Origin of the sequence: Peterkaempfera podocarpi (assembly GCF_042466665.1) — a bacterium.
GTDB classification, from domain to species: domain Bacteria; phylum Actinomycetota; class Actinomycetes; order Streptomycetales; family Streptomycetaceae; genus Peterkaempfera; species Peterkaempfera podocarpi.
This window is the reverse complement of sequence record NZ_CP162102.1, coordinates 370,813-384,122: the sequence shown is the minus strand read 5'-3', so window position 1 is coordinate 384,122 and position 13,310 is coordinate 370,813. Positions and strand designations below refer to the sequence as shown.

Genomic DNA, 13,310 nt, shown 5'->3' with positions numbered 1-13,310 from the left:
CAAGCTGGGGACCTCGATCGGTTGGCTGGGCGGTCCGGGGCGGTGGTGGCCCCGGTGCCCGTGGCACCCGGTGTCGGTTGGTGCCGGGCGGGACGCTCACAGACCGCGGGATGCGATCCGCTGCGCCGTTCGGACTCGTCCCACCGTGGACGAGTCGAGCGGGCTGGGCAAACAGCCCTCCTACGACCCGAACCCGTAGACCGGCCCCCGGTTGCGGGGGCTGGTGGCCGCGGCCGGAGCCCCTTCGGAACGCCGGCATCGCGGGGCCGGGCAGGCCGCGGCGGATCGGGGTGGGGTCCGATGACCTGCACCTTTAGCGTGCTTTGCCCGAATTGTGCCGGTAAACATCCATGTGTGGGGATTCTTCGGGTGGGTTGTGGTTCGCCGCTCCGGGTTATGCCTACTACCGTGGGTCGTACACCCCTGGGCCCGTGTGAGGCGCTTCACTCGCGGGCCCCCGCCGCAGCCCCGCCGCTGTGACCCGGACCACCCGAACCGGACCCGGAACCGCCCCTCGCCGTCGGCCGGAAACGCCCGCATCCACGTCCGTCCGCTGCTGCGCCTGAGCCGTCCGAGGGCGTCACAGGCGTGCGGGCGGTACGTCATCCGCATCGCGCCTGCGCCGGTCTGCTCGGCCGGTTCACACCGCCTGGCGGGTTCGCGGGCGGCCGGCACTCGTTCACAGCGAGGCGGCCTTGCCGGCGCAGCGGCTCGCTGCGCCCCACCCGTACGGGCTCCGCAGCCACCGCTTCCGGCCCGTCCCGGCGGCAGCGACACCGGCACGCTCGACAACGCCAGCGGCTCCCGAGTCCACAAGGACTCGGGAGCCGCTGTCACGCTGGGCCCGGATTCGTCGGCAGCATGCCGCCGCGCAGCCCGGCCGCCGGCGTGCGCTGCTGCGAACTACATCGTGCAGTCCGCCCAGCGGTTCGACCTCACATGGCCGAAGGACGCCGGGATGTTCGCGATGCCCGTGTGCGGCTTCAGCTTCAGACTCCTGCCGGAGTACTCCGAGCCGCTGTACACGGTGACGCAGTGCCCCCGCAGCGTGCCGTCGTCCGCGGTGTAGGTGTCGCCGTTGTTGTACACCGAGCGGCTCTGGGCGAATCCGATCGAGTCGGTCGCATAGGCCGTCTTGTCGCGGGAGGTGTAGTTCATCCCGCCGGTGTAGTTCTCGCCGGCGTAGCCGCACAGCGCGCCGGCGGCGCAGGCGGGCGGGGTCAGGCTGGTGGCCGAGGGCGCGACACGTGCCTGGGCGGTGGGCGCGAAGGCGAGGGTGGCGGCGGTGGCGAGGGCGGCGGCGAGTGTCGCGGTCCTGCTGACGTTCATGGTGGCTCCTAGTCCGTGCCGGCCGGGGCAGGCGGGGCCTGCGGCGGCGGCGGAGGTTGCCTGGGGTCGCGGGGCGTGGAGTGCCCGGCGGGGAGAGTGGCGGCCGGACCATTCGTGAGTACGAGGTCCCCGAGGGCCGTCAGCACTGAACGCTATGGCGGGGCCTGGGGGGCTGCAACTCGTGTGGTTGCAGAGTGTGACGGGCCCGGCGGATGTCCATGCCGTGGCGTTGGGCGCCCTGTTGCGTAGACCGGCACCAAGCCCCTCAGGGGTGCGGCGCCTCTTGCGCGCGCACCACCGACTGCCGTGGTCGGCCATGAACCGGCCCCCTAAGCACGGGTGGACCGATGCGGGGGAGCGTCCCCGTCCTGTGTGCCCGGACGGCCCGCTGCTGCAGCGTCCGGATCAAAGCGGCGCTGGAAGAAGATATATGACCGTCGGTCAGGTATATGCAGAAGCGGCATCCTGACCAGCGGCGTTGGCAGGCTGCTGCTGGACCACCGGGGCTTCTTCATCCAGCGGCTGTCGGCTGCCCCGGGCGGGACCCTGGGGAAGTCGGATTCCGGGCCTTGGCCGTCGCGGGCAGCGGTCGGACCGTTGACGCGGTTGTCGTCAGTCGCCGACCGGCCGGGTCGGTCCTCGGCGGCCGGCCCGCCGGCGAGGCGAGCTGCCGGTCGGGGTGGCGATGCCAACGACCGGAACTGTGGCACGCCCGGCCGTTCCGACCGGCTCTGTCGTCCGTGAAGTCCAAGTCGAAGTCGGAGCCGGAAGAGGAGTCGGTGCCGGGGTCGCGTCGGCGTCACGCCGCGGTGACGTCCGGGACGGGACAGTGGTGGCAGCGGTCGAAAGGCCGGTCCGAGACCGTCGTGGGCCCCCGGCGGGGTCAGGGCTGCGGCTCCAGCACCAGCCGCTCCTGCGAGCACTCGATGACGGCCCACCGGTCGGGCTGCCGGTCCTCCGCGGACCGGACGCTCACCACGCCGGCGGCGTCCGCCGTCCAGCGGCCGGGAGTCGGCTCCCACCCGTCACGAGGGCTGATCCGATAGCGAACGAACACGCCGTCCCTGCGGAACTCCAGCCCGTCCCGCCCCCGGGACGGAGGCAGCGGATAGCCGTCGGGGCGGAAGACGAGTCGAGGTGGCTCGTCCTCCTCGCGGACGTGCAGCCACCGCTGGAACAGGCAGTCCGGCAGTCCGGGCATGTCGACGTCCTCCGCTGGTCTCGGATCCTGGATCAGTCCGATTCAATCCCATCAGCAAGGAACCGTCATGGCGGAGCAACTTCCCACCCGCCGCACCTGCGGCACGATGAAGGTCCACCGCGACCTGCTGAACACCGTTCCCGGGTACGCCGACGCCCGCGCCCGGATCGAGAACCACGCCTTCCTTGCCGAGACCGAACGGCGAGCTGTCCGTGAAGGCATCACGCTCATCCCGGTGGTGGTGCATGTGGTCCACAATCCCGCATCCCCCGCCCAGAACATCAGCGACGAGCAGGTCCGGTCGCAGATCGACGTACTGAACCGGGACTACCGGAGGGACAACCCCGACTCGGCCCAGACCCCGCCCGTCTTCAAGGACCTGGTGGCCGACGCCCGGCTGCGGTTCGCACTCGCCGACAAGGACCCTTCGGGCAGCCCGACCGACGGGATCACCCGCACCGAGACCACTGCGCAGTCCTTCACGGATGACGACAAGGTGAAGTCCTCGTCCACCGGAGGCGCCGACGGGTGGCCCAGCGACGCCTACCTCAACCTGTGGGTCTGCCGGCTCGGCGGCGGTCTGCTGGGCTACGCCCAGTTCCCGGGCGGCCCGTCCGGGACCGACGGGGTGGTCATCACCTACACGGGCTTCGGTACGGGAGGCGCTGCGGCGGCCCCGTTCGACCTCGGGAGGACCGCGACCCACGAGATCGGCCACTGGCTGAACCTGCGGCACATCTGGGGCGACGACGACAACGCGTGCAACGGCAGCGACTTCGTCGACGACACCCCCAACCAGGGCGGTCCCAACCAGGGAAAGCCGGAGTTCCCGCACATCAGCTGCGGCAACGAGCCCAACGGCGACATGTTCATGAACTACATGGACTACAGCGACGACGCGGCGATGTTCATGTTCACCGAAGGCCAGGTGCGCCGGATGCAGGCGGCTCTGGACTCGGCCCGCAGCAGCGTCGGCGCCCCTGCCTGACCGGGGACATTCTGCGCGCCCGCCGGATCGGGCCCGCCGCACCGGGCGCGGGCGCGTCGGGGGTGCCGGGGCCGGACCGGTCGTACTTCGGTCGGCCCGGCGCCGGCCGGACTGAGCCTGCACACAGCGGCCTGGGACGCAGGCAGTGGCCCAGACCGGTGCAGCAGCACCTGCGGTCTTGGGCTCGACCGCGCCCCGGAGCGCGGGGCATTGGGGTGTCCCGCTCGATGAGTCCCCATGCCCCGGGTGCTGTCCCGTAGCCGCCAGTCGGTGGGTGGGTCGCCCTCGCTGTCACTCGGGCGATCACGGCGTCGGAGCAGTTCCCGACCGGTCCGTTCGCCGCGAAGCGGTCACCGTCACTCGATCCCGAGGGGGCCGATGCCCAGGTCCTGACGCATATGGCGGCGCATCTCGGCCATGGCCTTGCGCCGCTGTGCGATCAGGGGTGCTTCCTCGGCGGAGCCGACGGCCACCCCGCGGGCGTAGGAGTCACGGATCGCGCGCAGACAGCGGAACGCCTCGTTCCCCGCCGCCACGACCTGCGGCGGGCCCACCAGCCAGAGGCGTTCACTCGCCGTGTAGAGGCCGCTGCCACGGACGGCCTCCCGCACGGCCGCATCGCGCGCCGACCGGGACATGTGATCGCCCAGCGCGACGGCCCGCATCTCCTCACCCGCGGCCTTGAGTGCGGAGACGTACTGCGTGTACACCTCGCGCCGCACCTCCAGCGCGTGCCTTGCCTCCTCCCGCCGCCATCGGTTGCGATCGGCGACCAGGGTGGCGGTGATGCCGATGACAGCACCGGTCAATGTGGAGAGCAGGGGTATCCAGTCCATGGGCCGCAGCTTGTCCGAACCAGCCCACCGGCACCAGTGGTTGTCGCTTCTGCGGAGGCAGGCCGTCGGCGGTGGAACTGCGTTGAGGTGCGGCCGACCGGGCGGCGGGGTTGACGGCGGCGTCGGTGGGGCTGTCCCGGGTGCGGCGGGGATCCCGGTGGCGCGTTGGAAGCGCGCAGTGCCGGAGGCCTGCTCGGGGCGGACCCGAGCCGGTTGGTCCGGACGGGCCGGTGGGCCGACTGCGTCGTCGTGATCGGGTGCCCGGTCCGGCCACCGGGGATCAGGGCCGTTCGGACTTCGCCGAACGTGACATCAGTTCCTTCACGGCCTCGTGCGGGGCCTTCCCGCGGTGGACGATCTCCACGACCGTCTCAGTGATCGGCATGTCGACCGAGTGCCGGCGTGCGAGGTCGAGCACCGACTGGCACGAGGTGACCCCCTCGGTGGTCTGCTGCGCCGCAGCTACCGCCGCTTGCAGGCTCAGCCCTCGGCCCAGGCTGCTGCCGAACCGGTAGGTGCGTGACAGCGGTGAGGAGCCGGTGGCGAACAGGTCGCCCATCCCGGCCAGGCCCGCGAAGGTGAGCGGGTCCGCGCCCATCGCACTGCCGAGGCGGGTGGTCTCGGCAAGCCCCCTGGTGATCAGAGAGGCCTTGGTGTTGTCGCCCAGGCCCATGCCGTCGGCGATGCCCACGGCCAGTCCGATGACGTTCTTCACCGCGCCTCCGAGCTCACAGCCGATCACATCGCCACTGGTGTAGGGCCGGAAGTAGGGAGTTCGGCAGGCGTCCTGCAAGCTCCTTGCGACGGACTCCTCCTTGCAGGCCACGACACTGGCCGCGGGCTGGCGACGGACGATCTCCGGGGCCAGGTTGGGACCGGACACGACGGCGATACGTTCGGGACCTGCCCCGGTGACCTCGGCGATGACCTGGCTCATCAGCTTGGCGGTGCCCAGCTCGACGCCCTTCATCAGGCTGACGAGCACCGTCCCCGGGTCGATCAGGGGCGCCCAGGCGCCGAGGTTGGCCCGCAGCGCCTGCGAGGGCGTCGCCAGAACCATGAACTCGGCACCCCGCAGGGCCTCTGCCGCATCCGTGGTCGCCTTGATCCCGGGCGGCAGTTCAACGCCGGGGAAGTAGTGCGGGTTGGTGCCCGTCGAGTTGATGGCGTCGACCAGCTCGGAGCGACGTCCCCACAGTGAGACCTCGCGCCCCGCGTCGGCGAGGATCATCGCAAAGGCCGTTCCCCAGGACCCAGTACTGAACACAGCAACACGGCCTGTCACCGTCCTGCCCCCTTCGTGATCGCGGCGTATGAAACCGGCCCGCCCTGGCCGCGCCTGTCAATGCCCTGACCAGGGTAGAGAGTGGTCAGAGGTCACCTGCGCCCGGCTCCCTCGACCCAGGTGACGGGGCCGCCGTCCGGGCGCCGTCGGCCGGACCCGCCTGCCTTCTGCGTGGGCGCCTACCCCGTCCCGGCGCCTGCCACTGCGCCGGCATGGCCGGCAGCCCGGCCTGTGCGGCGGGATACGCGTTTCCGCTCCGGTCCACCGATCTCCAGCCCGGACCCTGCGCACCCTGCGGGCCTCGTTCGTCCGGGGCATCGGGACTACGGGCCGTCAGATGTGCTGGCTCACCGATGACTTCGGTCTCGGTCTGCCCGGGGGGCGGACAGCAGTCCGGAGAGCGGCCGGAGTGGCCCGGGGGTGCGCGATGGCAGAGCCGAGCAGCCCGGCCGACGGACTCCGGATCCTGACTGCGGGCAGCGGCGGCTACCGGCTCGCCAGCCCCTCGGCGCAGTACTCGCGCAGTGCCGCCGCGGTTGCCTCGTCCACCGGCAGGAACGCCTCAAGCTTCAGCTCCGCGAGCGTGACGTCCACAGCGGTCGCGAAGGTGGTCACGGTCGTCATCAGATGCAGCTCCCCGAGGGAGCTTCGTAGCCGCAGTGGCACGGCGAAGCCGAGGTGGCCGGCGGACGGCTCCGGGGTGGGGACATACGGCGAGAGTTCGGCGCGCAGCCCGGCGAGGTGGCCGATGCGCTCCAGGATGTGCCAGGCCCAGGGGCCGAAGTTGAGGATCCGGGGTGCGATTCCGTCGGGGTGGAGTGCGAGACGGTAGGCGTTGGTGCCCGGGCCGACCAGGTCCTCGGCTGCGCCCTCGGTGATCAGGCCGAAGGCCCGGTTGCAGGCGACCACGTCCCCGTTCCGGTCCACCACGAGGGCCGGGTAGGGAAGGTGGCCGGTGAGGATGTGGTCGATCGCGGTGCGTACCGGCGCCAGAGCGGGGTCGTCCAGGGAGCTTTCCGTGTACACGGGTGCGTAACCGGCCGCCAGCAGCAGTTCATTGCGCTCCCGCAGCGGCAGTTCCAGGGACTCGGCCAGGCGTACCACCATGCTCCGGCCGGGGGAGGAGCGTCCCGACTCCATGAAGCTGAGGTGGCGCTGGGTGGTCCCGGCGCGCAGCGCGAGGTCGAGTTGGCTGAGACGGCGTCCGGTGCGGCGCTCGCGCAGCGCCTGAGGAAAGTCCACGGCTACGTTGTAGCCGGGTCCGGTGGGCCCGGGCCATTCCCTCCGGGGAATTGTCCGTATCCCAGGCTGCGGGAAGCATCACCGCCATGGACATCGGAGTGCTTCTTCCTACCGGCAAGGCCCAGTGGGGCGCGGGTGACGGGCCACGGGAGCTGCCCGCTTTCGCCGCCAGGGCCGAACAGCTCGGCTTCTCCTCGCTCTTTGTGAACGACTCCCTGATCAGCCCGCGCATCGAGGCGTTGACGATGCTCGCCGCGCTGGCCCCGACGACCGAGCGGGTGACCCTGGGTACGGGCGCGCTGCTGCCCTTCCTGCGCCGCCCGGTGCAGGCCGCCCAGTCCCTGGCCTCGATCGACCTGCTGTCGGGGGGCCGACTGGTGGTCGCGGTCGGCGCGGGCTTTCCCGGACGGTTCGGAAAGCCCTTCTACACGGTCTCCGAGGTGCCGTGGGAGCGCCGTTTCACCCGCCTCGACGAGACCGTCCAGCTGTGGCGGGCACTGTGGAGCGGGGCCTCCTCCTTCCATGGCGAACTGCTGGCCTTCGACGACCTTCCGCCCGCCACGCTGCCCTTCCGGCAGGGTGGCCCGCCCATCTGGCTGGGCGGGGCGACGCCCGCGGCCCTGGCCCGCACCGGGCGTCTCTACGACGGCTGGCTGCCCTATCCACCCCAACCCGTCGACTACGCCTCGGGTCTGACGGCGGTGCGGAAGGCTGCGGCCGAGGCCGGACGTCCGGACGGGGCCGTCACCCCGGCGCTGTTCGTGTCGGTGCGCGTGGACCGCAGTGCGGAGGCCGGGCGGCGCTCGCTCGGCGACTGGGCCCTGGCCAACTACGGCATGCCGCTGGCGGAGCTGGAGAAGATCCAGGCGGTGGTCACCGGGACGCCGGAGGAGGTCACCGAGGGCCTTGCCCGTTACATCGATGCCGGGGCGCGCCACCTCGTCGTCCGCCTCGGCGCTCTCGACCTCCGGGGCCAGCGCGAGCAACTGGAACGGGTGGCCGCGCTGATCCCCGGTCTCACCGATGTCCGAGGGCCCCGGCGCAGCCGACCTTGACGGCCGTCCCGGGCCCTGCGGAGGGCCCCGGACGCCTCGTCGCAGGCCGTTGGACGGCCGGGGCCTGCGGGCGGATCATTCGATGGCGTAGGTCGCCGCCTGGACGGCTCGGGGCTGCCCCAGCAGATCGGTGCTGTCTGCCCACTGGTCCACGCTGCCCACCAGGGGCAGCCCGGCGAGGTCGGGGTCGGTCACCGTCCTCGCGAGTGCCTGCGCGAAGCGTTCGGCGTGCAGGACCATGAAGGGGCGCGAATGGTAGGGGCGGCGCTTCGGGTCGACCGGGGCGGTGAGCCCGGATGCGTTCTGCAGGGAGGCGACGGCCTCATAGGCAGTGCAGAGGTGTTCCTCCCGGGTCGGGTAGTTGGTCGCCGCCAGTGCTCCGCGCAACGCGGGGGTGAGCCGCTCGGCCGCAGGCAGGCTGCTGAACGCGCTGCCCAGCCACTTGCTGTAGGGCGCGTAGCGGCGCTCCAGCAGCAGGCACAGGCGCATCAGGTCGCGCACCAGCCGGGCGGCCACCACGGCTGAGCCGATGTCGTCGCCGACCTCCGCGCAGCGGCCCACGAACGCCTCCTCCTGCGAGATACGCTGCCACTGGCATGCCAGCAGATACCGCCAGACCTGCTCCGGGTACCACGCCAGCCTCCGCCGGACGGCGGTGAGGGTGCCGAGCCCGTCGTGGAAGACCTCGCCGCCGGTGGCCTCGGCGAGCCGTTGCTGGGGCATCGCCAGCCAGGCGCGGCTGCCCGGCACCTCGTCGGCCGAGTGCAGTCCGACCTGCCCGGCCGGCCATCCGTCCATGTCGAGGATGTCCACGCGGTGGTTGACCGGGCCGTCGGTCGGCTGCATGTGTCCGACGGGGTCCAGCGGGTCGCTGCTCTGCTGGAAATGGGTGGGCCAGCCCCGTACGTCCTTGGGCAGACGCTCCGCCAGGAGCCGGCGGAGGTCCGCGCTGTGCCGGGCGTGGTCCCCGGCTGTCAGGAAGACCTGCAGCCGGGGGCCCCAATCATGGTCGGCCGAGCGCGCTGTGTCGAAACCCAGGACCTCGGAGCCGCTGCCGACCCGGGCAGCGGCGTACCGCAGGCCCGGACGGGCTTCCTGGAGGATCGGCCGAACCGCCTCCTCGTACAGGATCCTGGACAGCTCGAGGCCGGGCATGAACCCGCCGCCGGAGATCGTCATGGCCCAACTGTGCCGGACGCACTTCCGCCCGAGCCATCGGTTATCGGCTCGCGCCAAGGGGCAGGCCCGGGCCGTGCCCCGTGATCGGTCCTGTGGTGGTCGGGGAGAGACGGCGGACGCTGCGTGGTCGCGGACAGAGCCGATGCCTGCCGGGGAGCGATGGTGATGGGTGCCCCTGGTGGGACCGCAGGAAACGGCCGGCAGGTGCGACCGGCCGACGGGCCGCTGTGCGGCCCGGGCGGTTGTCGTCGCGGCACCGGGCCTCCGGGTCGGGGAGGACGGGAGGCCCGGGAGCTCAGTCCGAGTTGTACCAGGTCAGCACTCCGGGACCGTCCGGAGTGATCACCGGCACCCATGCCTCGTCGGTCTCACGCATCCGGGTCTCGTCCAACCGCAGGTGGTGCGGCTTCTCGGCCTTCCCGTCGCACGCCCAGTAGCGGACGGTTCCGACGATCTCGCGGAGCCTGTTCTGCTCGTCATCCGCCCACATGTGATCGTGGGTGCCGGCGCCGCGGAAGTCCTTTTCGAACAGCGTGCGCAGCGCGTCCAGCCCGTCGGGGGCCACCAGTGGTACGAGGAAGCCCTCCACCTGCCCCTGCCGGCAGGCGGTGCCGCCGTACTGCTGCTGGTAGAGGACCCCCGTCTCCGCCTCGACCACCGCATACAGCCAGCCGCCGCCGCTGGAGCCGTCGGGATCGAGGAAGACGAAGTGTCGGGAACTCATGGAGGCAGTCTTGCGGGTTGGCGTCGCAAGCTCAACGACATTCAGCCTTCGAGATCAACTGGGTGTGACGGCCGGGGTCGTGGCGCAACCCGCATCGGTACGTCTGCCGGGTGACCGCGCGCGGTGTCGTGGCCGCTCCGCGACGACCGCAGCGGCCCGGCGGCCCGGTCGGTCCACCCTTCTCCTTCGTCGAGCCTGACGTGACGGATCATCACATTCGGGGTCGTTGCACGGGCACGCCGCGTGGGACCTGTGCGTTACCCGGACGGCTGGCGAGGCGACGGAGGGGAAGCGGATGCCGGAGTTCGAGTACCCGCCCGTGCGGGCGGCAGGTCGTGGGCGCGCCTGGTACCGGGGCGACTGCCATGTGCATTCCGTCCACTCCGACGGGGAGCTCACGCCCGAGCAGTTGGAGGCCGGCGCCCGTTCGGCGGGACTGGACTTCATCGCGACCACGGACCACAACACCGCCGATGCCCACGGCGCCTGGGGGGCCTACGCCGATGACGACCTGCTGGTGATCCTGGGCGAGGAGGTCACCACCCCGACCGGGCACTGGCTCGCCCTCGGCATCCGCCCGGGGCAACTGGTCGACTGGCGGTACCGGGTGCGGGACCGACTGGTCGCCGGGCAGCTGGACCAGGTGCACCGGGCCGGGGGTATCTGTGTGGCCGCGCATCCCCATGCGCCCTACCCCTCGGGCGACTTCATGTATTCGTACCAGGGCTTTGACGCGGTCGAGGTGTGGAACGGACTGTGGGCCTCGGACCGGCCCTGGAACGCCGACAACGAGGCGGCGCTCGCCGAATGGGGCCGCGGTCTGGCCGCGGACGTCGAGGGCGGCCCATGGCGCCCGGCGACGGGCAGCAGCGACACCCATCTGGAGGACCAGATCGGTGTGCCCCACACCGTGGTGCTGGCCGACGAGTTGAGCACACCCGCGATCCTCGCCGGGATCCGTGCGGGTCGGAGCTGGATCGCCGAGTCGGCCGCCGTCGAGCTGTCGCTGGAGGTGTCCGCCGGCGGCGGCGTCGCGGGAATCGGCGAGCGTCTGGACACCGGTGGAGAGCCGGTCGTCGTGCGGGTGGAGGTGCGCGGTGTGCCGTCCGGAACGGTCGGCTTCCACACCGACCGCGGGAAGGTGCACCGGGTGACGCTGCCGGAGTCGGGCGCGGGCACGGTGGAGTGGCACACCGGCGCGCAGGAGTCGGCGTTTGTGCGTGTCGAGGTGCGGCGGACCGACGGGCATGCGGCGGCCCTCAGCAATCCGGTCATCCTCGTGTGAGCGCACGGCCCCGGCGCACGGCCTCACCACACGGCCTCACCCCACGGCCCCTGCATCGCGAGGGGCGCCACGGACCTGCGGCGCAGCTCAGCCGTGGCGGTCGTGGTCGGCCAGAACCTCGGCGATCACATGCCGGTTGACGGCGGCACGCTGCGGATCGGTGTCGATGCACTCGCTCAGCACCAGCAGGGACTTCCACAACGCCCACCCCCGGGCCCGCGCCCAGGTGCCGTCGTCCTGGCCGACCGCCTTCCGGAAGGCCTCCCGGCTCTCCCCGGAGAACAGCTGCCAGGCGATGACCAGATCGCAGGCCGGGTCGCCGACACCCGATGTACCGAAGTCGATGACGGCGGTCAGCCCGCCGTCCAGGACCAGCAGGTTGCCGGAGGCGATGTCGCCATGGAACCACACGGGCGCGTCACACCACTCCGTTGCGAGGGCCGCGTCCCAGACGGCGGTGGCCCGGCCGGTGTCGACCCGGCCCCGCAGCGCGGCCGTGCAGCGGCGGGTCTCGTCGTCGTAGTGCGCAGGCGGGGCGCCCCGGTACCAGCTGTGCTGCCCGGCCGCCGGGCCGCCGGTGGTGTCGCAGCGCTGGAGCGCCACGATGAACTCGGCCACCTGGACGGCGAACCGCGGCATGTCGTCGATCCGGCCGCGATCGGCGGTCTCGCCCGGTAGCCAGCCGCGCACCGACCACGGGTGGGGATATCCCTCACCGGGAACGCCCTTGGCGAGGACCGGCGGAACGGCGACCGGCAGTTGGGGCGCGAGTCTGGGCAGCCAGTGGTTCTCCTTGTCGACCGCGGGGACATAGCCCGGTGCCGTGGGCAGACGGACGGTCATGCGGTCGCCGAGGCGATACGTCCTGTTGTCCCAGCCGTCGACCGCCACGGGTGTCACGGGCAGATCGCCCCACTGCGGGAACTGGGTGGCGATCAGACGCTGCACCAGGGCGGCGTCGATGCCGGAACGGCCGTCGGGAGGAGTGGTGACCATCAGGTGATGATCCCGCCGGCCGCCGCGCCGGGCAAAGGGTTAACCCGAGGCCTGGGCGAGGCGCGGCCGCGCGCACTCCGGCCGTTGCAAAGGGCGCGATGTGCAGGGATCACCTCTGATGGGCCGATTCCGGCGCGCCGTCCTCGCTCTGTCAGGGTTCCTTGACATGGTGAACCTGTCAGGAGATCCTGACGGCATGGGTGATGAGCAGACACCGGCCGCCCGACTGGCGGCCCAGGTCACCAACAAGGACCCCGCTGTCGGGTTGCAGGCAGTCGTCGCGCTGCGGCGCCTCCTGGAGGAACTGGAGCGCCTGCACGTGGACAACGCCCGGGAACAGGGCTGGACGTGGCAGAGCATTGCGACGGCACTGCAGGTCAGCAGGCAGTCCGTGCACGAGAAGCACGCAAGCAGGCGTAAAGCGATGGGCAAGGAGGACTGACGTGTTCGACCGATTCACCGAGCTCGCCAAGCGGGCCGTGGTGGCTTCCCAGGATGTGGCGATCGCGCTGGGCCATGACTTCATCGGCACCGAGCACCTGCTCATCGGCCTGGTCCAGACCGCGGGCACGGCGGGCGAAGTGCTCCGCCGGCACGGTGTGGAGCTGTCCCAGGCCCGGGAGCAGACCGTCCGGCTGCTGCAGGAGGCCGGGGTGACTGCCACCGGCGGCCGGGCCGCGATGGACGCCCTCGCCTCCATCGGCATCGACGTCGCCGAGATCCAGCGCCGGGCGGACGACACCTTCGGCCCCGGGGCCTTCCACTTCCCCCGGCCCGCCTACACCCCGGAGGCCAAGAAGGCGCTGGAGTTGACCGTACAGGAGGCCGCCGACCTCGGGAGCGAGCCCATCGACACCGAGCACATGCTGCTGGGGCTCCTGGCGGCGGGCGAGGGCGTGGCCGTCCAGGTCCTGGCAGCGCTCGACGTCGACACCGCGGCCCTGCGCCAGGACGTACTGGACCGCGTGGCCCAGCAGGCCTGACCGGCGCCGCCGGTCCTCGCTGTGCAACCGGCCCCTCGCTGTACAACCGGCCCCTCGCCGTGCGGGCGGATCGCAGGGCGGCGACCGGTGACCGGAAGGCGCGGCCTCCCCGCCGCCGACCCCGTGGCCGCCCCACGCGACCGGCGCACAGGCCCGGCCGGAGCCGCCGCGGGGCACCTCCCGCAGCGGCTCCGGCCGGGCCCGTCC

At 71.9% G+C, this 13,310-nt stretch carries 13 protein-coding genes; 5 read left to right on the top strand and 8 right to left on the bottom strand.

Annotated features, from left to right (window positions below; genetic code table 11):
* Positions 1–903: 903 nt before the first annotated feature.
* Together AB0761_RS01720 and AB0761_RS01715 are read right to left on the bottom strand one after the other, a co-directional pair.
* Entirely contained in the window at positions 904–1,329 is a 426-nt protein-coding gene (locus AB0761_RS01720) for a peptidase inhibitor family I36 protein (protein WP_377267032.1), read from the bottom strand.
* An 883-nt stretch (positions 1,330–2,212) separates the two neighbouring features.
* Positions 2,213–2,530, bottom strand: coding sequence for a hypothetical protein (locus tag AB0761_RS01715; RefSeq protein ID WP_377267031.1), 318 nt, complete (start codon positions 2,528–2,530; stop codon positions 2,213–2,215).
* A 67-nt stretch (positions 2,531–2,597) separates the two neighbouring features.
* Here AB0761_RS01715 and AB0761_RS01710 point away from each other — a divergent pair, with 67 nt between their 5' ends.
* A complete protein-coding gene (locus tag AB0761_RS01710) occupies positions 2,598–3,518 on the top strand; it encodes a zinc metalloprotease (RefSeq protein ID WP_377267030.1) in 921 nt (306 codons plus the stop codon).
* A 356-nt stretch (positions 3,519–3,874) separates the two neighbouring features.
* On the opposite strand, the gene AB0761_RS01705 is transcribed toward AB0761_RS01710, so the two are convergent.
* The 3 genes from AB0761_RS01705 to AB0761_RS01695 form a co-directional block, all read right to left on the bottom strand.
* The gene (locus tag AB0761_RS01705; protein WP_377267029.1) at positions 3,875–4,354 is read right to left on the bottom strand and encodes a hypothetical protein; all 480 of its coding nucleotides are present in this window, start codon (positions 4,352–4,354) and stop codon (positions 3,875–3,877) included.
* 280 nt (positions 4,355–4,634) lie between these two features.
* Positions 4,635–5,639 carry an NAD(P)H-dependent glycerol-3-phosphate dehydrogenase gene (locus AB0761_RS01700; protein WP_377267028.1) on the bottom strand — a complete coding sequence of 335 codons (1,005 nt, stop codon included), beginning with the start codon at positions 5,637–5,639 and terminating at the stop codon, positions 4,635–4,637.
* A gap of 486 nt (positions 5,640–6,125) precedes the next feature.
* Positions 6,126–6,881, bottom strand: a complete 756-nt coding sequence (locus AB0761_RS01695; protein ID WP_377267027.1) for a helix-turn-helix domain-containing protein — start codon at positions 6,879–6,881, stop codon at positions 6,126–6,128.
* A gap of 86 nt (positions 6,882–6,967) precedes the next feature.
* Between AB0761_RS01695 and AB0761_RS01690 the strand changes: the two genes are divergently transcribed.
* Positions 6,968–7,936 carry an LLM class flavin-dependent oxidoreductase gene (locus AB0761_RS01690; protein ID WP_377267026.1) on the top strand — a complete coding sequence of 323 codons (969 nt, stop codon included), beginning with the start codon at positions 6,968–6,970 and terminating at the stop codon, positions 7,934–7,936.
* A gap of 75 nt (positions 7,937–8,011) precedes the next feature.
* Here AB0761_RS01690 and AB0761_RS01685 read toward each other — a convergent pair whose 3' ends face one another.
* A complete protein-coding gene (locus AB0761_RS01685) occupies positions 8,012–9,115 on the bottom strand; it encodes a DUF4037 domain-containing protein (protein ID WP_377267025.1) in 1,104 nt (367 codons plus the stop codon).
* Positions 9,116–9,410: 295 nt separating this feature from the next.
* Positions 9,411–9,839: a DUF6210 family protein gene (locus AB0761_RS01680; RefSeq protein WP_377267024.1), complete on the bottom strand. Its 429-nt coding sequence runs from the start codon at positions 9,837–9,839 to the stop codon at positions 9,411–9,413.
* A gap of 295 nt (positions 9,840–10,134) precedes the next feature.
* Between AB0761_RS01680 and AB0761_RS01675 the strand changes: the two genes are divergently transcribed.
* Complete coding sequence (locus AB0761_RS01675) at positions 10,135–11,124, top strand: CehA/McbA family metallohydrolase (RefSeq protein ID WP_377267023.1); 990 nt, start codon at positions 10,135–10,137, stop codon at positions 11,122–11,124.
* A gap of 87 nt (positions 11,125–11,211) precedes the next feature.
* Here the strand turns inward: AB0761_RS01675 and AB0761_RS01670 are convergent, their stop codons facing one another.
* Complete coding sequence (locus tag AB0761_RS01670; protein WP_377267022.1) at positions 11,212–12,120, bottom strand: aminoglycoside phosphotransferase family protein; 909 nt, start codon at positions 12,118–12,120, stop codon at positions 11,212–11,214.
* A gap of 196 nt (positions 12,121–12,316) precedes the next feature.
* Between AB0761_RS01670 and AB0761_RS01665 the strand changes: the two genes are divergently transcribed.
* Positions 12,317–12,562: a hypothetical protein gene (locus AB0761_RS01665; protein ID WP_377267021.1), complete on the top strand. Its 246-nt coding sequence runs from the start codon at positions 12,317–12,319 to the stop codon at positions 12,560–12,562.
* A gap of 1 nt (position 12,563) precedes the next feature.
* Positions 12,564–13,103: a Clp protease N-terminal domain-containing protein gene (locus AB0761_RS01660; protein WP_377267020.1), complete on the top strand. Its 540-nt coding sequence runs from the start codon at positions 12,564–12,566 to the stop codon at positions 13,101–13,103.
* The last annotated feature ends 207 nt before the right edge of the window (positions 13,104–13,310 follow it).